Consider the following 22,943-nt stretch of genomic DNA (forward strand, 5'->3'; position numbering starts at 1 on the left):
CACGTCGGCTTGTTGGTTCAGCGCGGCGCCTTTCGTTGCTCGCGTTTGGCGGCGCGCCAGCGAAACAGCAAGCTGACCAGCGCGGCAAAGAGCGCGGTGCCCGCATAACCGGCGAAACGGATGGCCTGCTCGGCAGGCAGGCGCGCGACCAGTACGACGACAATGGCGCTTGCAAGCAGCGCCAGAAAGGCGATGGCCCATTTCATCCGTGTCTCCTCTGGGTTTCACGTGTCGCCCGATGGCGCACGGCTCTTCGTTTTTGTTGAGCATACCCGCGACCGCTCAAGCCGTAATTCTCTTCCGCTTTCCCACGCCTGCGTCAGAACAAGCTCGATGAAAGTCACCGCCGCCCGCGTGTGATGTGGTTCGGCCTATACAGCATCTACTCCATGTGATTGTCAATAAAGCCTGACCGACCGACAATCGGGCATTCACCGGACCCGGCACGCCCGATCGGAATCAGGAGACAACCCATGAGCCTCAAACCTTCGGCCGACGTCGTGACGCGCGAATTGCGCGGCGCGGAATTTGCGAGCCACAATCAGAAAGTTTGACTTGCCACGTCATCGAGCTTCGTTGCGGTAAGCACATCTCGGCCGGCGGTGGCCTGCCCGCGCACCGCTGCTCTACTCAACCTTCACGGACACCCTCGTCATGGATCTGAACTTCACTGCCGAAGAAGAAGCCTTTCGCGCCGACGTGCTGGCCTTTTTGCGCGACAAGCTCCCGCAACGTCTCGCCAGCAAGGTGCACGGCGGACGCCGCCTCACGCGCGACGACATGGCCGAGTGGCACGCGATTCTCAACGCGCAAGGCTGGCTCGCGAATCACTGGCCGAAGGAATACGGCGGCCCAGGCTGGAATGCGGTGCGGAAATTCATCTTCGAAAACGAATGCGCGTTGGCGGGCGCGCCGCGCGTGGTGCCGTTCGGCGTCAACATGCTCGGCCCCGTGCTGATCAAATACGGCAGCGACGCGCAGAAGCGCCACTGGCTTCCACGCATACTCGACGGCTCCGACTGGTGGTGCCAGGGCTATTCGGAGCCGGGCGCGGGTTCCGATCTGGCCTCGGTGAAAACCACCGCGGTACGCGGCATGGACGCGCAAGGCGAGCACTACATCGTCAACGGCCAGAAAACGTGGACCACGCTCGGCCACTACGCGAACATGATCTTCTGCCTCGTGCGCACCGCGACCGACGTGCGCAAGCAGGAGGGCATCAGCTTCCTGCTAATCGACATGACGACGCCGGGCGTCGAGGTGCGGCCGATCATCACGCTCGACGGCGAGCACGAAGTCAACGAGGTGTTTTTCACCGACGTGCGCGTGCCAGCCGCGAATCTCGTCGGCGAGGAGAACAAGGGCTGGACCTACGCGAAGTATCTGCTCACGTATGAGCGCACCAATATCGCGGGCGTCGGTTTCTCCGTGGCCGCGTTCAACCGCTTGCGCACGATCGCCGCGAAACAGCGGCGCAACGGCCGGCCGCTGGCGGAAGATCCCTTGTTTGCGGCGCGCATGGCGCGCGTCGAGATCGACCTGGAGAACATGAAGACCACCAACCTGCGCGTGATCGCGGCGGTGGCCGGCGGCGGCGTGCCGGGCGCGGAGAGTTCGATGCTCAAGATTCGCGGCACGGAGATTCGCCAGGAGATCTCGTCGCTCACGCGCCGCGCGATGGGCGCATACGCGCAGCCGTTCATCGAAGAAGCCTTGCACGATGGTTTCGCAGGCGAGCCGGTCGGCCCCGACGAAGCCGCGAGCGCGGCGGCTTCGTACTTCAACAACCGCAAGCTGTCGATTTTCGGCGGCTCCAACGAAATCCAGAAGAACATCATTTCCAAAATGATCCTGGGACTGTAAGGGGCGCAACTCATGAACTTCCAGCACACCGAAGACCGCCGCATGCTGGCCGATACGCTCAACCGTTTTATCAGCGAGCAATACGGCTTCCAGACGCGCGACCGGATTGCGGCCTCGGCACAGGGCTTCAGCGCCGAACTGTGGCATCGCTTCGCGGAGCTAGGCATCATCGGCGCGTTGTTCGATGAGGCGAACGGCGGCTTTGGCGGCGACGGGTTCGATATCGCCGTGGTGTTCGAGTGCCTGGGCCGCGGCCTCGTCGTCGAACCGTTTCTCGATACGTTGATCGTCGGCCACGCGATTGCGAAGAGCGGCAACGAGATGCAGAAAGCGCTGCTCGGCGAATTGATCGACGGTTCGCGAATCGTCGCGCTCGCGCATGGCGAGCCGGACAGCCACTACGAGCTGGCTCGCGTGACGACGCGTGCCGAGCGCCACGGTAACGCATGGCACTTGAGCGGCGCGAAGGCGGTCGTTCAGCACGGCGAGAATGCTTCGCTCTTTCTGGTTTCCGCGCGCACCGCCGGCGCCGACGACGAAGAAGAAGGCGTGACGCTCTTTCTCGTGCCGCGCGATGCAGCGGGTGTCGGCGTGCGCGGCTATCGCAAGATCGACGGCGGGCGCGCGGCCGAAGTGACGTTCGACAACGTGTCGCTCGACGACGGCGCGCTGCTCGGCCTATCCGGCGAGGGTTACGCCACGCTGGAATACGCGATTGCCCGCGGGGTACTGGCGCTGTGCGCCGAAGCGGTCGGCGCAATGGATGTCGCGAAGGAGCACACGCTCGAGTATCTGCGCACGCGCAAGCAGTTCGGCGTGCCCATCGGCAGCTTCCAGGCGTTGCAGCATCGCATGGCCGATTTGCTGCTCGAAATCGAGCAGGCGCGCTCGGCGGTGATCAATGCGGCGGCGGCGTTGGGCGCTGCGCGCACGGTTCGCGAGCGTGCGCTTTCGGCGGCGAAATACAGTATCGGCCGGATCGGCACGCTGGTCGCCGAGGAGTGTATTCAACTGCATGGCGGAATCGGCATGACGTGGGAACTGCCGCTCGCTCACTATGCGAAGCGCCTCGTGATGATCGATCATCAGCTAGGCGATGAGGACCATCATCTGGAGAGATTCGTGGCGCTGGGGCGCGAATCGTTCAGGTGATGACGCCCAATTGCCACGGCACGAACTCGTTTTGTCCATAACCGTTCGCTTCGCTTTTCGACGGGGCCCCGGATGCGCATTCGAGCATGCGCTCGAAGATGAGGTCGCCGAGTTCCGCAACCGAGGCGCTGCCGTCCACCACGCCGCCGCAATTGATGTCCATGTCGTCCTCCTGCCTTTCCCACAGCGCTGTATTGGTCGCGAGTTTCAACGAAGGCGATGGCGCGCAGCCGTATGCGGAACCGCGCCCGGTCGTGAAACAGATCAGATTGGCGCCTGACGCGACCTGCCCTGTCGCCGAAACCGGGTCGTAGCCCGGCGAGTCCATGAAGACGAATCCCTTTGCGTCGATGCGTTCAGCGTACTGATACACCTCGACGAGATTGGTCGTGCCGCCCTTGGCCACCGCGCCGAGGGATTTTTCGAGAATCGTCGTCAAACCGCCGACCTTGTTACCCGCGGACGGATTGTTGTCGAGCGCCGCGCCGTTCCTCGCGCAATAGTTTTCCCACCAGGCAACGCGTGCCAGCAGTTTCTCGCCCACCTCGCGACTGACGGCGCGACGTGTCAGCAAATGCTCGGCGCCGTAGATTTCCGGTGTCTCCGAGAGAATCGCCGTGCCGCCGTTCCGTACCAGCCGGTCGACCGCGGCGCCCAGCGCGGGGTTCGCCGAAATGCCCGAGTAGCCGTCGGACCCGCCGCATTGCAAACCGACGATCAGATGCGAGGCCGGCAACGGTTCGCGCGTGACACGATTGGCATCGGCGAGCATCTCCCTCACCATGTCGACACCGCGTTCGATGGTCTTTCGCGTTCCGCCGGAGTCTTGAATCGTGAAGCTGCGCAACCGCTCTCCCGCTTTTAACCCGGCCGATTCCAGTACGCCCGAAATCTGATTCGTCTCGCAGCCGAGCCCGACGAACAACACCGAGTGGAAGTTCGGATGAATCGCATAGCCGGCCAGCGTGCGTCGCAGCACCGCGAGACCTTCGCCCATCGTGTCGATGCCGCAGCCGAGGCCGTGCGTCAATGCGACCACGCCGTCGACGTTGGGGTAAGGCGCGAGCGCTTGCGGATGCACGTCGCGCCGGAAGTGATCGGCGATGGCGCGCGCGACGGTGGCCGAGCAGTTCACGCTCGTCAAGATGCCGATGAAATTGCGCGTCGCGACTCGTCCGTCGTCGCGGCGGATGCCCATGAAGGTCGCGGGCTCGCGCGCGTATTCAGTCGGATGAAGATCGATACCGAATGCATGCTCTCGTGAAAACTCAGCCATGCCGAGGTTGTGAACGTGGACGTGCTGACCACGAGAGATCGGTTCCTTGGCCACGCCGATGATCTGGTTGTAGCGTTTCACCGGCTCACCGGCGGCCATATCGCGTGTCGCGATCTTGTGGCCGGGCGGAATGAGCCCGGCGACCACCAGATCCTCCGACGCGATGCGCGCGCCGGACATCAATTGCCGGGTTGCGATCACGACATCGTCGTTGGCGTGAAGACGAATAGCTGCAAGATCGGATACGGTCGAGATCGAAGGCATGATGTTTATACCGCTGACTGAACAGGGCTCTCTGCGGGGGAATGTGCGTCGTCGTCCACCGACAACGGTTCGATTTTTTTCACGATCACCAGATAGCTGAACGCGCCAAGCACACAGAAGCCGCCCGCCACGCACAGCGGAATCGTGAACGACCCGTGCGTGAGCGACACCATCAGGCCGGTGAACGTCGTGATCACGATGCCGGCGAGATTCGACGCAAAGTTCTGGATGCCGCCGATGGACGCGACGTGATCGGGCGTGGGAGCGACATCGCCGGGCAGGGACCAGATGCTCGCCCCGGCAAACGACAGGCTGCCATAAGCGATGCCGAAGAATGCCAGCATCAGATAGATATTCGGCGTGAACGCGCAGAGCGTGATGATCGACGAAAGAAGCATGCCGCCCACCATGCAGGTCTTGCGAGCCCTGGTCAGACTCCAGCCGCGGCGATACAGCGCATCGGACACATATCCGCCGAGCCAGCCGCTCGGAATCGCCATGAGCGCGGGAATCATGCCTAGCGTACCCAGCGATTTCAGCGAGAAGCCGCGCGTCTGAACAAGATAGCTAGGGAACCAGGTAATGAAAAAATAGATGACGAAGTTCAGGCAGAAGAAGCCGAGCATCATGCCCCACAGCGTCCGGTGCCTGAAGAGCGAAAGCCACGGAATCTTCTTCTTCGGCGCGGCCTGTTGCCGCGCAACGGCGTCGGCCTCGCCGGTGAGATCCCCGCGCGATGAACTTCTATAGATCAGGAACCAGCCGAGCACCCAAACGAACCCGACGGCGCCGGTGATGATGAACGACGCTTCCCAGCCGAGCGCGTTGATGATCAGTGCGACCAGCGGAATCGAAAGCGCGGAGCCCACGCGCGATCCGCTATCGAAGATACTCGTGGCGAGCGCGCGTTGCGCCGGCTTGAACCATTGGCTCACGAGTTTTGCACAGGACGGATAGGCCCCCGCTTCACCCACGCCAAGCAGCAGACGGCAGCCGAACATGGCGGTGACGCTCGTCGCCGCGGCGGTGAGCGCCGTAAAAAGCGACCACCAGCCGACCGCCAGCGGCAACGCGATTCGCGCGCCGATGCGATCGACGAACCAACCGAACGGCATTTGCATCAGCGCATAGGTCCAGAAGAATCCGCTCAGGATGAGTCCCATCTGAGCCGGGCCGATATCGAGCGCCTTCTGGATTGCCCGTGCCGCGACGGCCATATTCGCGCGATCGACGTAGTTGATCGCGATGGCGAGAAAGCAGAGAAATATCACTACCCAACGCATACTGCGCATATTCGTCTCCTATGCTTCTGAGTTGACGGTCTCCGGTTTTTCCGCTGGACCGATTGTTTTTGGATTGAGGACAGCGAGGAACTGATTCGGGTCGCCGAGGTGCGACTTAGGTGCGAACTTAGGTGCCGCCTTAAGTGCCGCCCCCAAGCGCCAGCCTCAGCCGTTTCTGCTCGACCCGGACGCCTAGTTCACTCGCGAGATCGACGACCGGCTTCAGTCGGCGCTGCTTTTTTTCCTGATGATTGCCGGCGATGTCGGCGAGACGGTGGGCGAGAAACGGGTTTTCGAAACGATCGCGCACGTCGTCGAGATATTTGCTGGCGATTTCGTACTGGCCCAGTGCCTCGAAAACCGGAAGCACTTCATCCTTCCATGTCGATTCAAGCGCTCCACGCCAGGATTCGTGGCGCATGCCATCCAGTACGGTGGTGCCGGCTTCTCCTCGCGAACCGAGCCAGAACTCCGCAAGCATCGTGTGGCCGAGATTGAGCAGGAAAAGCTTCAAACGTTCGAAATGGGCCAGATCGTCGGTGACGCTGATGCTCTCGTGCCGGCAGGGCAACACCATGCCCTCCTGACGCTCGATCGCCCACAGCGCGTAGGGCTCGGCCACCGCCCCGACGGGATCGATGGCTTCCGAGACGATCCGGTCGACCAGCGAGTTGACCCAGATGCAGTCATGCGCCAGGTAGTGAAGAAAGCCTGGCTCCATGTGCCAGCCACGCGCGACCGACATCACCAGATCGCGCAGGACATCGCCATTGCGCGAAATCAGTTCGCAGGGCAGCACGGTGATCGCCTTGCCTTCCGCGCGATAACGTTCGTGCAGCAAAGCGGCCAGCTTCGCCGCGAAGCCGCGCGGCGCGGAGCCGGCGGCCAGCATGGAGGCCGTGTCTTCGGCGAACAGCGCATAGCCGTTGTCCGCCGTGTTCGACACGATCACCTCCACCTGATCCCGGATGCGCTCGAGCAATGCGGGCCAGTCATCGTCGGCGTGGAGCGCTTGCGCGACGCTATCGCATTCGATGGTCAGGTCGACTGTCTGCTTGCGCTGCAAACCGCGGATGCGAACGGGATATCGGCCGGTTGCGCGAAGCGCCTCGATACGCGCCCGGCTTTGTGGGCTCGTGGTCGTTTGCACGACGGCGATCTTGCCCAACGCGTCGTCTGGATGACGGCGCGCCGCCTCGCACACGAACAGGTCGACATGCGCTTGCAAGAATCGGCTGGTTCCAAACTGAAGAATCGGACAGGTCGTGATTGTCATTCGGAGAGCTCGCCCTTCAGCATTCGACAATCGCTTTGACGACACCCGCGGAGGGCGCCAGCAGCTTCGAGAATTCGGTGGGAAGGGACGACAGTTGCAGACGATGGGTGTTGAGCGCCGCGTCGGGAATCTGCCCCGCGCGCATGGCGTCGAGGACGGTGTCGAAGTCTTCCAGCGTCGCATTTCTGCTGCCCAGCAGCGTCGCCTCGCGCTTATGGAACTCGGGGTCGGAGAACGATATGACGTCCTTGACGACAGAGATGAGGACGTATTTCCCGCCGTGCGCAATAAACTCGAAGCCGCGCCGCATGGCGTCCGCGTTGCCGGTTGCATCGAATACCACGTCGAAGAATTCGCCGTCCGTGAGTTCGCTCAGGCGCTCGACATCCCCCTCGCCGAGGGCAACCGACGCCGCCACTTCTAGCTTCGCGGAACAGAAGGCCAGGCGATCCGCTCGTGAATCGAGGGCGGTCACGGTGGCCCCTCGCAGCTTGGCGAAGATCATGGCCGCCATGCCGATGGGCCCGGCGCCGACAACCAGCACGCGCTGTCCGGCGCTGACGTCCGCGCGCCGTACCGCATGCGCGCCGATCGCGAGAAATTCGACCATGGCGGCCTGGTCGAGCGTCACGCCTTCCGCCTTGCGTACGAACTGGGCCGGCACGCTCAGATACTCGGTCATCGCGCCGTCCCGGTGAACGCCGAGGACCTGGATGTTCACGCAGCAATTGGTCTTGCCGTTACGGCACGCAATACATTTGCCGCACGACAGATACGGCATCACATACACGGCATCGCCGACGTTCAAGGCCGAACTGTCGTCGGCCTCTTCGACCGTGCCCGACAGCTCGTGGCCCATCACGCGGGGATACTGGAGGTAGGGCTGATTCCCCGTGAAGATGTGCATGTCGGTGCCACACACACCCACGCGCCTGACTCTGAGCAGAACCTCGCCCGCCGCGCGTTCGGGAATCGAGCGCATCTCCGAGCGGAGCGTTCCGGGGTTGTCACAAATAACTGTAAGCATGATTAAGTGGCCTTTATTGACGATTCGTCATGGATCGGACAGAGACGTTCTCTGCCTCCGCGCTGTCTTTTTCGCGGGCTCGTGAATGAGCGGGGAAAAGACTCGCTGACTACCCGAAGCCGCCGCACACTGCGCAAATCAGAGCAGCAGCCCGACGCGTTTGTTGGGCGTAGAATAGTTTTCTCAATAAGAATTGGTCAAGCCACTTTGCCGATTCGCGGGTAAATACCGAGATGCTTCGGGCGAATCCACGCGTGTTTTTAGGTGTAAACCCGTACATATATGGCGTTTCGGCGCCCATTCCGGTCAGGCCAATTTAAACCCAACCGATGCATGAAACCTCAGACCATGGAACTCAAATCGGTACAGCCGCGCCGGCTTTATCATCTGATCGGCGATCAGATTCGCGCGTATATCGCGGCGAATCATCTTTCGACGGGCGACCGTCTCCCTCCGGAACGCGACCTGGCCCAGCAGTTGAATGTCTCGAGGCCCTCCGTGCGCGAGGCGCTGATCGCGCTCGAAATTCAGGGTGTGGTCGAGATCAAAATGGGCGCCGGCGTTTTCGTGTGCTCCGCCGCACCGGTCTCCGAGGCACTACGCGACAAGATCGGCGATAGTCCAAGCGACATCATGCAGGCGCGCGCGGCAATCGAAGGTTGCGTTGCGTCGCTGGCGTGCGCGCGTCTGACCGACGAGGGCCTGTCACGTCTACAAGAACTCGTTGCGGACATGCGGCGCTCGATCGCGGAAGGCGGTTCGCCCGTGGAGGCTGATCGGCAATTTCACATGTGTATTGCCGAGATGGCGCAGAACGCGGTGCTGACACGTGTGGTCGGCGAACTGTTCGACGAGCGTCACGCACCCATCGCGGAAAAGTTAAGACGTCAGACGGAAAACGCATCGACCTGGAATGCGGCGCTCGTCGAGCACGAAATGATCGTCGCCGCGCTGATCGCGCGCGACGCGCTGGAGGCGCAGACGGCCATGCGGTTGCATCTGAAGGCGTCTGAAGTTCGCTGGATCGGCTCGCTCAACACGGGTCATTAGCCGGCTTCATCAGATCGGCGCGACACCTGGAACCGGTACATCGAGCGACGCTTGTTAAGGCGGGCGCTCGGAGCGCGGCCGGCACGTGCAGGCGGCTGGGCGGTTGTCGATCCCCATGCGACTCGTTCGTCGTGTCTACGAACCGATCGGGTTCGTGGACCAGGAGAGCATCATGCGCAAGCTCATCGTTTCCGCTTTCATCAGTCTGGATGGCGTCATTCAATCGCCTGGCGGGCCGCGAGAAGATCCCAGCGGCGAATTCCGCCTCGGCGGCTGGATCGTTCCCTATGCGGACGAAGCCACCGGCCAACACTTGCACGACCTGCTCTCGCAGCCGTTCGACTTGCTGCTGGGGCGCCGCACCTACGACATATTCGCGTCGTATTGGCCGCGCATACCGGCCGATTCAAACAGCCGCGCCATCGCCGACCTGTTCAACAGCGTACCCAAGCACGTGGCCACGCATCGATCCGACACCCTCGACTGGCAGAACAGTCATGCGCTGGAGGGCGAGCTTGCCGACGCGATACGCGCGCTCAAAGGTCGGCACGGCGCCAATCTGCTGACGTTTGGCAGCGGCGACATGGTGCGCCAACTGCTCGCGGCCGGTTTGATGGACGAGCTTCGGCTTCTGATTTATCCCGTCATGCTGGGGCGCGGCAAGCGCCTGTTCGGCGACGACGCGGCAGCGTCCGCGTTGACTCTGGCGCACTCGGCCAGCACCCCTCACGGCGTGCTGGTCACCCGCTACCTGCGCAACGGTGCGGTGCGCACAGGAACGTTCGAAGAAGTCGATTAACGCTCCGCGCAGCGAGAGCGCGCGTCCCGGCAAGCTGCCCGGAGGCACGAATCGCAGCCGTTTCACAGGCTTTTACTGGCGCTGCGCGCTCTGGCTGTCACCACGGCCAGGCGTCGTTTTGCTCGCCAACGCACGACCGACGCCATGCGGCCCGGGGTATAGTATGTCGTTCGCGGGGTCACGCTGCGGGCTGCATCTGGGTACATCTTCAACGGCGGGTCCAACGACCCCGATAGTGCCCTTGGGGAACAGCATGAGGGGCTTGCTTCTGGCATTGGCATGCGTGTGTATGCCGTGGGTTGCCACGGCGCAGGGTGTGTTGCCGGCCCCCGTGTCCGCCGCCTCGGTCGTCGCCACGAGGGACTACCTGGAGGAAGCGAAGCGCGTTGTCGAAGCCGCGACGCAACCCGCCGCGCCCTGGAACGGGCCGCGCAAGGGACCGCGCGCCCAGGCCGGCAAATACATCGCCGTCGTCGCCGAGGATTTGCGCAACGGCGGCATCCTCGGCGTGGTCGACGGGGTGCTGGAGGCGGCCAAGGCCATCGGCTGGAGCGTGAAGATATTCGACAGCGGCGGCACCCCGAATCTGCGGCTCAAGATGCTGGCCAACGGGCTGGCAAGTCGTCCGGACGGGCTGATCATCGTCGGCGGCGACGCACGCGCCCTGCTGCCCGGGCTGCAGCCGTTCGCGGAACGGGGCATCCCGATCGTCGGCTGGCATGTCGCGGCCCAGGCCGGACCCGTACCCGGCACGCCCGTGGCGATGAACGTATCGACAGATCCGCTCGAGGTCGCGCGCGTCACCGCGCTGGCAGCCATCGCGCAGTCCGGCGGGCATGCGGGAGCCGTCGTGTTCACCGACACCAATTTCGAGGTTGCGCAAGGCAAGGCGGATGCAATGGCTGCCGTCGTGCGCGCGTGCGGCGGCTGCACGTTGCTCGAAGTGCGCGACGTGGCGATCTCGCGCAATCAGGAACTGATGCCGGGCACGACACGCGCATTGCTCGCGCACTATGGCAAGCGCTGGACGCATGCGCTGGCGATCAACGACATCTACTTCGACTACGCCGCCCCGGTGCTGACCCAGGCCGGGCTATCGAACGCCGCCATGGTCATGCTCTCGGCCGGCGACGGCAGCGAGTCCGCCTTTCTGCGCATCCGGACGGGCACGTTCCAGACCGGCACGGTGGCCGAACCGCTGAACCTGCACGGCTGGCAGTTGATCGACGAGATGAACCGGCTCCTGGCCCGGGAAGCCGTCACGGGTTACGTGTTTCCGGTGCATCTCGTGACGGCGGACAACATCGCCGCGGACGGCGGCGACCGCCTGATCTACGACCCCGCCAACGGCTATCGCGACATCTATCGCCGCATCTGGCAACGCCCGTGAAACTACCGCTCCCACAGTCGCTCACCGCGCAATTCGCGCTCGTGGTTTCGTGCCTCGCGGCCCTGGTGGTCGTGGTCGGCGCCACGACCATCTATTCGTTGACCGGTTCGGCCTACGCGATCCGCCAGTTGGCCGAGCAGCGGCTGGCGCGCCTGGAGGATGCGCAGGGCCTCGCGCAGCACACCCTGATGATCGAACGCATGGCCTTGCAGTTGTCGAGCGACGATACCGTCGACGCCGTGCGCGAGACGCATCGGCACATCCTCGACGAGTTGTCCTCCTTCGATCGTCTGATGGACCGCGTGGCCTCCGCGACCACGGGCGAGGACGTCGGTGTCGACGCGCTCGCGCTGCGCCGATCGAGCCAGCACTTCCGCAACACGGTCAACATCGAGGCGCAGGTGCGCGAGACCGCGTTGAGCGCCAGCGCCACGCCGATGTCCGCCTCGCAGCCCGGCGCGTCGTTGGCGAGCCTGGACGACGATCTGCGCCGCCAGGCCGACACCCTCGCCGTCGCGGCGCGCCGGCAGTCGGACTATTTCACGCACACGTACCGCGAAGCGGTGCAGGATCTGGCCGAGCACTCGGACCGCACGCGCAGATGGGTCATCGGCGAGGTTGCGATAAGCCTGCTGCTCGCCTGGCTGATTGCCAGCGCATTCCTCGGACGCCACGTCGTGGCGCGACTGCGCCAGGTCAGCCACTCGCTGCGGCACGGTGATGTCGACAGCGCGCAAGCCGGCGTGCCCGTGCACGGCGGCGACGAAATTGCCGACATGGCGCGCGCGGTCGAGCAGTTCCTGGAAGACCGGCGCCAGCGCAGGCAAGCCGAGGACGCGCTGAAGGAACTCAATGCCGAACTGGAGGCGCGCGTCGCGCGACGCACGGCCGAACTCAGCACCGCGCTTGCGGGCCGGACCGCCGAGATCGTCGAACGTCAGCACGCGGAAGAGGCCGCGCGAGCAAGCGAGCACTTCCTGAACAGCATCGTCGAGCACATCCCGGACACGATCTTCGTCAAGGATGCGGCGACCCTGCGCTTCGTGCGCTTCAACAAGGCGGGAGAGCAACTGCTCGGCTACCGGCGCGAGGAACTCATCGGCAAGTCCGTCCACGACCTGTTTCCGGCGCGGGAGGCCAGTTTCTTCGCGCAGAAGGATCGTGCCGTGCTCGAGTCGCGGCAGATGATCGACGTGCCGGAGGAACTGGTTCACACGCGTCACGGAACGCGCCTCGTGCATACGATGAAGATCCCGATCGTCGATGTGCACGGCGAACCGAAGTTCCTGCTCGGCATCTCGCGCGACATCACGGAGCACAAGCGCGCCGAAGAGGAACTGCGGCGCTATCGCGAGCACCTCGAGGACATGATCCGCGAACGAACGGCCGAACTGGCCGTCGCCAAGGAGCGCGCCGACGCGGCCAACCAGGCCAAGAGCGACTTTCTTGCGCACATGAGCCACGAACTGCGCACACCGTTGAACGGGATTCTCGGCTACGCGCAGATCCTCAAGCGCGACAAGAATTTCGATCAACGCCAGATCGACGGGCTCACGGTGATCCAGCGCAGCGGCGAATACCTGCTCGCGCTCATCAACGACATCCTGGATATGGCCAAGATCGACGCCGCGAGGGTGGAGCTCAACATGTCCGATATTCCGCTCGACCGGTTCATCAACTTCGTTGCCGAGACGATCCGGGTGAAGGCAACGGAAAAGGGCCTGGCCTTCGCGCTTGAAATGCCACCTGATCTTCCCGCGGGCGTACGAGTCGACGAAAAACGCTTGCGCCAGGTGCTGCTCAACCTGCTCTCGAATGCAATCCGCTTTACCGACGAGGGAAGCGTGCGTCTATGCGTCGGTTTCTCCCCGCCGGGGCGGCTGCGTTTCGAAGTGCGGGACACGGGCATCGGCATAGACCGGGAACATCTGGAGGCGATCTTCCGGGCTTTCGAGCAAGTGGGCGACGTTTCGCATCGGCATGGCGGCACGGGGCTGGGTCTCGCCATCAGCCGGCAGCTCGTGCGCTTGATGGGCGGCGAGATCCACGTCGAAAGCCGCCGCGGTGCTGGCAGCACTTTCTGGTTCGAACTGGACGTGCCGGTGGTTGCGCCCATCGCGGCTGTCGTCCCGCCCGAGTGGGCGGCAAGCGGCTACAAGGGGCCGCGCAAGACTGTGCTGGTCGTGGATGATGTGGCGGAAAACCGTGCCGTGGCCGTCGATATGCTCGGCCAGTTCGGATTCGACATGGCCGAGGCCGGCAATGGACTGGAAGCCCTGGAGAAAGCCAAAGCGCTGCGGCCGGCGCTCGTCCTGATGGATGTCGTCATGCCGGGGATGGACGGGCTGGAAGTCACGCGCCGCCTGCGCCAGATGCCGGAGTTCCGCGATCTGCCCATCGTCGCGGTTTCCGCCAGCGCATCGAGGACCGATGCGGCGGAAAGCCTGGCAGCCGGTGCGAACGCCTTTCTGCCAAAGCCGATCGGCTTCAGCGGGCTGTTGTCACAGCTCGCGGCCCTCCTGAAGATCGAGTGGTGTGACGAGGTTCCGAATACGCGGGCCATTGCATCGGGACGAACGACAGTACCTGCCGCCGACTCCGCCGCCGAGGCGTTGATCGTGCCACCGCCCGAGGAGGTCGAAGCGCTGCACTACCTGGCGCGACTCGGCGACATGCGTGCCATCGCGCAACACGCCGCGCACCTGATTGAACTCGACGAGCGCTATCGCCCTTTCGCCGATCACCTTTGCCAGTTGGCGAAGAACTACCAGTCCAAGGCGATCCTTCGTTTCATCGAGCAATATAGAGCCGCCGTTGGGACGTCTGAGTGAGAATCGTGGAGCGTGCTTGATGGGCCGTGAGGTAATGACGGGCATCGTCTCGCCTGTAGACCGTCATGCTGTGCTTTCAACGCGGTAACGCAACGTGGATATGGAAGCGTCTCATGCGCCTTGAAGGCGGCTCGAATTTCAGGCGCCAATGAAAAAGCCGCAACGCCTTTCGGCGTGCGGCTTTGATCTTTGGTCGGGGCGAGAGGATTTGAACCTCCGACCACCTGCACCCCATGCAGGTACGCTACCAGGCTGCGCTACGCCCCGAACAGCAAGAAATTATAACAGACACTTTATTCGATTAGAACCGCCGCACACCAACAAAGCGACCTAGCGACCCAACAGGTCGATCACCTGCAGCAATTCCTTGCGCAACTGCTCGACATCAACCGTGGGGGTGGCTGTTGCCGCTGCCGGCATCGCGACGCCCTCGCCTTCTCCGACCATCTCCGCCGACGCAGCGTGTGCCCCACCACCATGTGAGTCGAGCCGGTTGCGCGCACCGTTGATCGTGAAGCCCTGCTCGTACAACAACTCACGAATCCGCCGGATCAACAGCACCTCATGATGCTGATAGTACCGGCGATTGCCGCGCCGCTTGACCGGCCTCAACTGCGTGAACTCCTGCTCCCAATAGCGCAGCACATGCGGTTTCACGCCGCACAGTTCGCTAACTTCACCGATGGTGAAGTAGCGCTTCGCCGGAATCGGAGGCAAGACGACTTTTTCGATCGTCGCTGTCATCGTCAGTTAGCCGTCGTGGTGGGTTGCGCAGGAACGCGCCAGTCGATCAGCGCGTGAAGCTCGCTTCAGCGCCGTTCTCGACCAGTGCCTTCAGCTTTTGACTTGCATGAAACGTCACAACGCGGCGCGCGGCGATTGGAATCGCCTCGCCGGTCTTCGGGTTTCTGCCGGGACGCTGGGGTTTGTCGCGCAACTGAAAGTTGCCGAACCCGGACAGCTTCACGCTGTCGCCACTCTCCAGCGCGTCGCGAATCACTTCGAAGAACGCCTCGACCATGTCTTTCGCTTCCCGCTTGTTGAGCCCGACATTGTCGAACAGCAACTCGGCAAGTTCCGCCTTGGTGAGCGTGGGCGTTTCGGTGGAAACGGCCGCGGGTGATGTCGGAATATCGCGAATCATGGCGCTGCGTTGCGCCGTAAGAAGGGCTTCGAAATCACTCGAGTTCATTTCATTCATATCTATCAAATGGCGCGCCAAGCAGAAACAGAAGTTGCGGAAAAATGCCGTGCAAATATTAAATGCGGGTTATCCACGCAACCTTGCGCCAAATGCTCGAGCCAGACGTTCCACCAGAGTTTGAATGGCCAGATCGACCGTTTCATCCTGAAGGGTTCCGCCAGTATCTTGCAAGGTCACACGGAACGCAAGGCTTTTCTCGTGCGCGGCCAGACCACCGGAAGTGTTTGATTTTGGACGGAATTCGTCGAAAATTGCAACCCTCTGAACGGTCTTGCAGGCCTCTTCCGATTGCGCTTTCCCAAGCTCGTCCAGCAGCGCCTGAACCTCGATTTTCTGGTCGACGACCACCGCGATATCGCGACGCACCGGTGGGAATTTAGACACTTCCACCGGCGTGGGCAATACCCGCTGCATTAATGCGTCCGCTTCGATTTCAAACAGAATCGGCGCATGCGGCAATTCATATTTCTGCATCCAGCGCGGATGCAATTCACCAATCCAGCCGACTGCGCGTCCATTCAGTTCGATACGCGCGCAGCGGCCCGGATGCAATGCCGGATGCTCCGCTTTCACGAAGCGCGCCACTGCTGGCGCGAGCACCGCTTCGAGATCAGCCTTCACATCGAAGTAATCGACCGTGCGCGTGGACGCGCCCCACTGCTCCTCGAGCGCGGCGCCGTATGCGAGCGCGCCGATCATTTTCGGCTGCGCGAAACCTTCGACCGTCAATTCGCCCGCTTTGATCGACGGATCATGCAGGAACACGCGGCCGGCTTCGAACACGCGCACGCGGTCGGCCGCGCGGCGGTTCAGGTTGGTCCGCAGCACGTGGATCAGGCTGCCGAACAGCGTGGTGCGCATGACCGACAACTGGCTTGCAATCGGATTCAGCAGACGAACCGGTTTGTCGTTGCCGGCGAAGTCCTGCTCCCACTCGGCGTCCACGAAACTGAAGTTGATCGTTTCCGCGTAATCGCGCGCGGCGAGCGCGTGACGGAGCACGTGGATCGAGCGCTGCGTTTCATGGGTCGCGCGCATTTCGCTGGTGGCGACCGGCGGACGCGCCGGGATCTTTTCGAAGCCGTAGATACGCGCGACTTCTTCGATCAGATCTTCTTCGATTTCAATGTCGAAGCGATACGACGGCGGCATCACCGAGAACGTATCGCCCTCGCGTTCGAACGTGAGGCCGAGGCGCGTGAAAATCCGCGCGATTTCGTCCGCGTCGATCTTGATGCCGATGATGCGATTCGCGCGCGAGACGCGCATCTTCACAGGCTCGCGCTGGGGCACATTGACGATCTGATCGTCGACCGGGCCGGCTTGCCCGCCGCAGATATCGAGGATCAGTTGCGTGATGCGCTCGATGTGCTCGACCGTGGTCGCGTAATCGACGCCGCGCTCGAAGCGGTGGCCCGCGTCGGTGGAAAAGTTGTACTTGCGCGAGCGGCCGCGAATGCTGTCCGGCCACCAGAACGCGGCTTCCAGATAGATGTTGGTCGTGTCGAGCGTGACGGCGGTGCTGTCGCCGCCCATGATGCCGGCGAGACTCTCGATATGCTGTTCGTCGGCAATCACGCCGACGCTTTCGTCGAGTTCGACCGTGTTGCCGTTCAAGAGCTTGAGCGTTTCGCCCTTGCGGCCCCAACGCACGTCCATGCCGCCGTGGATTTTGTCGAGGTCGAACACGTGCGACGGACGGCCGAGTTCGAGCATCACATAGTTCGAGATGTCGACGAGCGCGGAGATGCTGCGCTGGCCTGAACGTTCGAGGCGCTCGACCATCCAGTGCGGCGACTTCGCGCGTGCGTTCACGCCACGGATCACGCGGCCCGAGAAGCGGCCGCACAGATCAGGCGCCGAAATTTTCACAGGCAGCGTTTCGTTGAGCTGGACAGGCGCCGGCTTGATCTCGAGCGGGCGCAACGGCGCACCGGTAATCGCCGAGGTCTCGCGCGCCACGCCAAACACCGACAGACAGTCGGCCTTGTTCGGCGTCAGCTTGATTTCGAAGACCGTGTCGTCGAGATTGAGCGTCTCGCGGATGTCCTGGCCGATCGGCGTATCTTCCGGCAGGATCATCAGGCCGCTATGGTCTTCCGAGAGCTTCAGTTCGCGTGCGGAGCACAGCATGCCCTGGCTTTCCACGCCGCGCAGTTTCGAGAGCTTGATCGCGAACGGCGCGCCGCCCGCTTCGGCTGGCGGCAATTGCGCGCCCACCAGCGCGACCGGCACCTTGATGCCCGGCGCGACATTCGGCGCGCCACATACGATGTTCAGCGTTTCGCCGGTGCCGGCATTGACCTGACACACGTTGAGCTTATCCGCGTCCGGGTGCTTGACGACTTCCAGCACCTGGCCCACGACGATCTTCGAGGTCGGCGGCGCGGCCGGCCGCAGGTCTTCGACTTCGAGACCCGCCATCGTCAACGCGTGCGACAGTTCATCGGTCGTGAGTTGCGGATCGACAAAAGTTCTCAGCCAGGATTCCGGGAATTGCATGGTTCTGTGTACGTTCTGATCAGGTTAGGTCCACGTCCGGCGGTGCGCTTGATCGAGTGATTCATCCACACTGCCGGGGACGCTGGCGGCATGCACTGTGTGCGGTGCCGCGCTCTATGCTTGTCGCGTTCGTACGCGCCGGTTCACGCAAATTGGCGCAGGAAACGCAGATCGTTCTCGAAGAACAGACGCAGATCCTGCACGCCGTAACGCAACATCGTGAGCCGTTCGAGCCCGCTGCCGAAAGCAAATCCGATGTAGCGCTCGGGGTCCAGACCCATGTTGCGGATCACCGTGGGGTGAACCTGGCCTGAGCCCGAAATCTCGAGCCACTTGCCGGCATTCTTGCCCGTTTCGAACAGCATATCGATTTCGGCCGACGGTTCCGTGAACGGAAAATACGACGGACGGAAGCGCACGAGAATATCGTCGCGCTCGAAGAATTTTTTCAGGAAGTCGGTATAGACGCCCTTCAGGTCCGCGAAACTGATGTTCTCGTCGATCCACAGACCTTCGACCTGGTTGAACATCGGCGAATGCGTTGCATCGCTATCCACGCGATATGTACGGCCCGGCACGATCACCTTGATCGGTGGCGTGTTGGTGCGCGCGTAGCGCACCTGCATCGGGCTCGTATGCGTGCGCAGCAGCAGTTGGCGGCCGTCGGCATCCTTGCCGTCGACGTAGAAAGTGTCCTGCATGGAACGCGCCGGATGGTTTTCCGGGCTGTTCAGCGAGGTGAAGTTGTACCAGTCGGTTTCGATTTCGGGGCCATCGGCCACGTCGAATCCGATCGTACGAAAAATCTGTTCGACGCGCTCCCATGTGCGCATCACCGGGTGCAGGCTGCCGGCTCCGGTGCCGCGACCGGGCAGCGTGACGTCAATGGCTTCAGCGGCGAGACGCTGATTCAGCAACGCGTCGGCCAGCGCCTGACGGCGCGCCGTCAACGCGGCTTCCACTTGTTGCTTGACGAGGTTGATCCGTGCGCCTTCAGCCTTGCGCGTTTCAGGATCGAGTTTGCCAAGGCCCTTCAACAATTCGGTCAGCGCACCCGATTTACCGAGAAAGCGGGCTTTCTCGTTCTCGAGGGTGGTGACGTCGGAGGCTTCTGCGAAGGCTTTTTGCGCGTCGGCGACAATCTGGTCCAGATCCATTGATCCCATCATTTCAACGTCAGTGTTCAATCGATGCAAAACTGGTTCTACCAACAAAAACGGGGCTCGGTGAGGAGCCCCGTTTTTGCTGCAGCGTCACCGAGACTACCGGATGTTCGCTGCAACGAACCACGCAGTGTTAATTGCCCAAAGCGCAATCAGGCTGCAACGGCGGCTTTCACCTGCTGAACGATCGCAGCAAAAGCAGCCTTGTCGAACACAGCCATGTCGGCCAGCACCTTGCGGTCGAGTTCGATCGAAGCCTTCTTCAGGCCGTTGATGAACACGCTGTACGTCATGTCGTGCTGACGCACCGCCGCATTGATACGCGTGATCCACAATGCACGGAACACACGCTTCTTGTTGCGGCGATCGCGGTAGGCGTACTGGCCTGCGCGCATGACCGCCTGCTTGGCGATGCGATAGACGTTATTGCGACGGCCGCGGTAACCCTTGGCCAGCTTGATGATCTTCTTGTGACGGGCCCGTGCGGTAACCCCACGTTTTACTCGAGGCATGTTTCGCTCCTATGAGTTTCGGTTAAGGGTTAAGCGAACGGCAGCATTGCGCGCACGGAGTTCAGATCGGAATCATGAACTGCCGTCGAACCACGCAGATGGCGTTTGTTCTTGGTGGTCTTCTTGGTAAGAATGTGGCGCTTGAAGGCTTGACCGCGCTTGACGGTACCGCCCGGACGCACCACGAAGCGCTTCGCAGCACTCTTCTTGGTCTTCATCTTCGGCATGACAACTCCATTATTAGATGGATATGGGTGTGCGGTCGGCCAGATGGCCATAACCCGCCCTTCGAAACCCATTCCACTTGGTATGCAGACCACCGATACTGCCGGCAGCCGCTTTTCAGGAAGCGGCGCGCATTTGCATAGGCGCCGTTCCGAAACTGCTGATGCCGCGCCGGACACCCGGCACAGCCTTCAATTCAACCGTTGACAACCGGAGCGCACACCACATGGCGCGCCGCCACTCCAGCCGCTTACTTCTTTTTCTTTGGAGCGAGCACCATGATCATCTGGCGCCCTTCCATTTTCGGCATTTGCTCGACCTGACCCACTTCGTCGAGGTCCGTGCGCAAGCGCTCGAGCATGCGCATACCGATTTCCTGGTGAGCCATTTCGCGGCCACGGAAACGCAACGTGATTTTCGTCTTGTCGCCGTCTTCGAGGAAGCGGATGAGGTTGCGCAGTTTGACGTTGTAGTCACCGTCGTCGGTACCCGGGCGGAACTTGACTTCCTTGACCTGGATGACCTTCTGCTTGAGCTTGGCCTCGTGTTGCTTCTTCGCTTCCTGGTACTTGAACTTGCCGTAGTCCATCAAGCGGCAAACCGGCGGAACCGCTTGCGGCGCGATTTCGACCAGATCCACGTCTTGCTGTTCCGACATGCGGAACGCATCAGCGAGTTTCACGATGCCGAGCGGTTCGTTCTCGACTCCGACCAGACGCACCTCGGGTGCCGTAATTTCACCGTTGATGCGGTGCGCAGACTTATCAGTAGCGATGTTACGTTTCCTCTAAAAATTAAAAAAACGAGCCGGGCTGCCAAGTGGCTCAGTTGAACGACTGCACGTCCTGACGCAGACGCTCAATGAAGGTATCGAGAGGCATGACGCCGAGATCGACACCACCACGGGCACGCACGGCTACCGTTTGGGCTTCACGCTCTTTGTCGCCGACCACAAGCAGGTACGGCACCTTTTCCAGCGTGTGCTCGCGTATTTTATAGCTAATCTTCTCGTTGCGCAAATCGGCCTCTACTCTAACCCCTTGTTTTTGCAACGATTGGGCTAGCGACTGTGCGTATTCGGCCTGACTTTCCGCAATGTTCATCACGACGACCTGCATCGGCGCGAGCCAGACAGGCATTGCACCGGCATGGTGCTCGATCAGAATGCCGAGGAAACGCTCCATTGATCCGACGATTGCCCGGTGCAGCATGATCGGCCGGCGGCGGCCATTGTCCTCGGCGACGTATTCCGCGCCCAGACGTTCCGGCAACACCATATCCAGTTGCAGCGTGCCGCATTGCCACGAGCGGCCGAGCGCGTCCTTGATGTGATATTCGACCTTCGGCCCGTAGAACGCGCCCTCGCCGGCCAATTCTTCCCACGTCACGCCGCATGCCGTCAACGCCTCGCGCAGACCCTGCTCCGCGCGGTCCCACGTCTCGTCCGTGCCGGCGCGCGCATCCGGGCGCAGAGACAGCTTGATCTCGACATTGTCGAAACCGAAGTCCTTATAGACGCTCATCGCCAGCGTGTTGAACGCGATCGACTCGCTGATGAACTGGTCTTCGGTACAGAAAATATGAGCGTCGTCCTGCACAAAACCGCGCACGCGCATCAGGCCGTGCAGCGCGCCCGACGACTCATTGCGGTGGCACGAGCCGAATTCCGCGTAACGCAACGGCAGGTCGCGATACGAACGCAAGCCATGATTGAACACCTGCACGTGACCCGGACAGTTCATCGGCTTGATCGCATAGTCGCGCTTTTCCGATTCCGTCGTGAACATGTTTTCACGGTAGTTCTGCCAGTGGCCCGACGCTTCCCACAGCGAGCGGTCCATGATCATCGGCGTCTTGATTTCGAGGTAGCCGGCATCGTTCACGCGGCGGCGCATGTACTGCTCGACCTGCTGCCACAGCGTCCAGCCACGCGGATGCCAGAACACCATGCCCGGCGACTCGTCCTGCATGTGAAACAGATCGAGTTGCTTGCCGAGCTTGCGGTGGTCGCGCTTCTCCGCTTCCTCGAGCATGTGCAGATACGCGTCCTGGTCTTCCTTCTTCGTCCAGGCCGTACCGTAGATGCGCTGCAATTGCTCGTTCTTTGAATCGCCGCGCCAGTACGCGCCGGCCACCTTCATCAGCTTGAAGACTTTCAGCTTGCCGGTGGAGGGCACGTGCGGGCCGCGACACAAGTCGGTGAAGCCGCCATGCGAGTACAGCTTGATTTCGTCGCTGGCGGGAATCGATTCGATGATCTCGGCCTTGTACTTTTCGCCGATGCTCTTGAAGTAGTCCACGGCTTCGCCGCGCGACACCACGCGGCGCGAGACCGGCTCGTCTTTCTTCGCCAGTTCCTGCATGCGCTTTTCGATCTTTTCGAGGTCTTCCGGCGTGAAGGGACGGCTGTACGCGAAGTCGTAATAGAAGCCGTTGTCGATTACCGGGCCGATCGTGACTTGCGCTTCCGGATACAGATCCTTCACCGCGTACGCGAGCAAATGCGCCGTGGAGTGACGAATGATGTCGAGACCGTCTGCGTCTTTTTCCGTGACGATGGCAAGCGCCACATCGTGATCGATCAGCGTGGACGTATCGACGAGCTCGCCGTCGATCTTGCCGCCGAGCGCGGCTTTCGCGAGGCCGGGGCCGATCGAGGCCGCCACTTCGGCGACGGTCACCGGATGCTCGTACTGTCGAACAGAACCGTCAGGCAGACGTATCGAAACCATTTTGTTCTCCGTTGCCGACCGGCGGCGGCACATGCAATCAGGTCAAAAAGCCAAAAAAAATGCGGCCCCACTTTCGAGGGGCCGCATTCACATTTCCTGCAAACTACAGTGGCGAAAGTGGTCCTCGACTAGCGTCGCTCCGAAGTGGTTTCGGTCAACGTTCGCGGTGCCATAACCGTATTTGCCTTTTGCGCCAGGGCGCTTGCTGCAGTTTGCGAAACCCCGGCGCAAGCCGGAATTTCTCTTTCGTTGGTAGGCTCGATTGGACTCGAACCAACGACCCCCACCATGTCAAGGTGGTGCTCTAACCAGCTGAGCTACGAGCCTGAAGAAACGAGATTATATGGAGCACCACACTGCTTGGCAAGTACTTTTATGCACCGACTTTAAATTT

General features: G+C 61.9%; 19 protein-coding genes and 2 tRNA genes. 6 read left to right on the plus strand and 15 right to left on the minus strand.

Annotated elements, in window-relative coordinates; genetic code table 11:
* Window positions 1–17 precede the first annotated feature (17 nt).
* Entirely contained in the window at window positions 18–206 is a 189-nt protein-coding gene (locus ACTJLC_RS07345; RefSeq protein ID WP_073430539.1) for a hypothetical protein, read from the minus strand.
* Window positions 207–654: 448 nt separating this feature from the next.
* On the opposite strand from ACTJLC_RS07345, the gene ACTJLC_RS07350 reads away from it, so the two are divergent.
* On the plus strand, window positions 655–1,863 hold the full coding sequence (locus tag ACTJLC_RS07350) for an acyl-CoA dehydrogenase family protein (protein WP_073430540.1): 1,209 nt from the start codon (window positions 655–657) through the stop codon (window positions 1,861–1,863).
* Window positions 1,864–1,875: 12 nt separating this feature from the next.
* Complete coding sequence (locus ACTJLC_RS07355; RefSeq protein WP_073430541.1) at window positions 1,876–3,015, plus strand: acyl-CoA dehydrogenase family protein; 1,140 nt, start codon at window positions 1,876–1,878, stop codon at window positions 3,013–3,015.
* Here ACTJLC_RS07355 and ACTJLC_RS07360 read toward each other — a convergent pair.
* From ACTJLC_RS07360 to ACTJLC_RS07375, 4 genes are all read right to left on the minus strand, one after another.
* Entirely contained in the window at window positions 3,008–4,555 is a 1,548-nt protein-coding gene (locus tag ACTJLC_RS07360) for a UxaA family hydrolase (RefSeq protein ID WP_374710296.1), read from the minus strand. The genes ACTJLC_RS07355 and ACTJLC_RS07360 overlap by 8 nt on opposite strands.
* A 5-nt stretch (window positions 4,556–4,560) precedes the next feature.
* On the minus strand, window positions 4,561–5,847 hold the full coding sequence (locus ACTJLC_RS07365) for an MFS transporter (protein ID WP_073430542.1): 1,287 nt from the start codon (window positions 5,845–5,847) through the stop codon (window positions 4,561–4,563).
* Window positions 5,848–5,977: 130 nt separating this feature from the next.
* Window positions 5,978–7,114, minus strand: coding sequence for a mannitol dehydrogenase family protein (locus ACTJLC_RS07370; RefSeq protein ID WP_310132307.1), 1,137 nt, complete (start codon window positions 7,112–7,114; stop codon window positions 5,978–5,980).
* Window positions 7,115–7,130: 16 nt separating this feature from the next.
* Window positions 7,131–8,141, minus strand: a complete 1,011-nt coding sequence (locus ACTJLC_RS07375) for a zinc-binding alcohol dehydrogenase family protein (protein WP_310132309.1) — start codon at window positions 8,139–8,141, stop codon at window positions 7,131–7,133.
* Window positions 8,142–8,474: 333 nt separating this feature from the next.
* On the opposite strand from ACTJLC_RS07375, the gene ACTJLC_RS07380 reads away from it, so the two are divergent.
* The 4 genes from ACTJLC_RS07380 (at window position 8,475) to ACTJLC_RS07395 (ending at window position 14,211) form a co-directional block, all read left to right on the plus strand.
* Window positions 8,475–9,191, plus strand: a complete 717-nt coding sequence (locus ACTJLC_RS07380; RefSeq protein ID WP_235004905.1) for a FadR/GntR family transcriptional regulator — start codon at window positions 8,475–8,477, stop codon at window positions 9,189–9,191.
* Window positions 9,192–9,363: 172 nt separating this feature from the next.
* Window positions 9,364–9,990: a dihydrofolate reductase family protein gene (locus tag ACTJLC_RS07385; protein WP_073430565.1), complete on the plus strand. Its 627-nt coding sequence runs from the start codon at window positions 9,364–9,366 to the stop codon at window positions 9,988–9,990.
* 253 nt (window positions 9,991–10,243) lie between these two features.
* Window positions 10,244–11,380 (plus strand): substrate-binding domain-containing protein, encoded by a 1,137-nt coding sequence (locus ACTJLC_RS07390; protein ID WP_073430546.1) that lies wholly within the window; start codon window positions 10,244–10,246, stop codon window positions 11,378–11,380.
* Entirely contained in the window at window positions 11,377–14,211 is a 2,835-nt protein-coding gene (locus tag ACTJLC_RS07395) for an ATP-binding protein (protein WP_440843391.1), read from the plus strand. The genes ACTJLC_RS07390 and ACTJLC_RS07395 overlap by 4 nt, the downstream gene beginning before the upstream one ends.
* Window positions 14,212–14,401: 190 nt before the next feature.
* On the opposite strand, the gene ACTJLC_RS07400 is transcribed toward ACTJLC_RS07395, so the two are convergent.
* The 10 genes from ACTJLC_RS07400 to ACTJLC_RS07445 form a co-directional block, all read right to left on the minus strand.
* Window positions 14,402–14,478: transfer RNA gene (locus tag ACTJLC_RS07400), tRNA-Pro, on the minus strand.
* Between the two features lie 63 nt (window positions 14,479–14,541).
* Complete coding sequence (locus ACTJLC_RS07405; RefSeq protein ID WP_073430548.1) at window positions 14,542–14,955, minus strand: MerR family transcriptional regulator; 414 nt, start codon at window positions 14,953–14,955, stop codon at window positions 14,542–14,544.
* Window positions 14,956–15,001: 46 nt separating this feature from the next.
* On the minus strand, window positions 15,002–15,412 hold the full coding sequence (locus tag ACTJLC_RS07410; protein WP_028200202.1) for an integration host factor subunit alpha: 411 nt from the start codon (window positions 15,410–15,412) through the stop codon (window positions 15,002–15,004).
* A 69-nt stretch (window positions 15,413–15,481) separates the two neighbouring features.
* Window positions 15,482–17,917, minus strand: a complete 2,436-nt coding sequence (gene pheT / locus ACTJLC_RS07415) for a phenylalanine--tRNA ligase subunit beta (RefSeq protein ID WP_073430549.1) — start codon at window positions 17,915–17,917, stop codon at window positions 15,482–15,484.
* A gap of 143 nt (window positions 17,918–18,060) precedes the next feature.
* Window positions 18,061–19,074, minus strand: a complete 1,014-nt coding sequence (gene pheS, locus ACTJLC_RS07420; RefSeq protein ID WP_073430550.1) for a phenylalanine--tRNA ligase subunit alpha — start codon at window positions 19,072–19,074, stop codon at window positions 18,061–18,063.
* Between the two features lie 158 nt (window positions 19,075–19,232).
* A complete protein-coding gene (gene rplT / locus ACTJLC_RS07425; RefSeq protein WP_006052502.1) occupies window positions 19,233–19,592 on the minus strand; it encodes a 50S ribosomal protein L20 in 360 nt (119 codons plus the stop codon).
* Between the two features lie 29 nt (window positions 19,593–19,621).
* On the minus strand, window positions 19,622–19,819 hold the full coding sequence (gene rpmI, locus ACTJLC_RS07430) for a 50S ribosomal protein L35 (protein WP_006052501.1): 198 nt from the start codon (window positions 19,817–19,819) through the stop codon (window positions 19,622–19,624).
* A gap of 248 nt (window positions 19,820–20,067) precedes the next feature.
* On the minus strand, window positions 20,068–20,592 hold the full coding sequence (gene infC, locus ACTJLC_RS07435) for a translation initiation factor IF-3 (protein WP_073430551.1): 525 nt from the start codon (window positions 20,590–20,592) through the stop codon (window positions 20,068–20,070).
* 49 nt (window positions 20,593–20,641) lie between these two features.
* Window positions 20,642–22,549 carry a threonine--tRNA ligase gene (thrS, locus tag ACTJLC_RS07440; RefSeq protein ID WP_114162882.1) on the minus strand — a complete coding sequence of 636 codons (1,908 nt, stop codon included), beginning with the start codon at window positions 22,547–22,549 and terminating at the stop codon, window positions 20,642–20,644.
* Window positions 22,550–22,799: 250 nt separating this feature from the next.
* Window positions 22,800–22,876 (minus strand) — tRNA-Val (locus tag ACTJLC_RS07445).
* Window positions 22,877–22,943 lie beyond the last annotated feature (67 nt).

It is taken from the genome of Paraburkholderia sp. 22099 (assembly GCF_052045835.1).
Taxonomy (GTDB): Bacteria; Pseudomonadota; Gammaproteobacteria; order Burkholderiales; family Burkholderiaceae; genus Paraburkholderia; species Paraburkholderia terricola.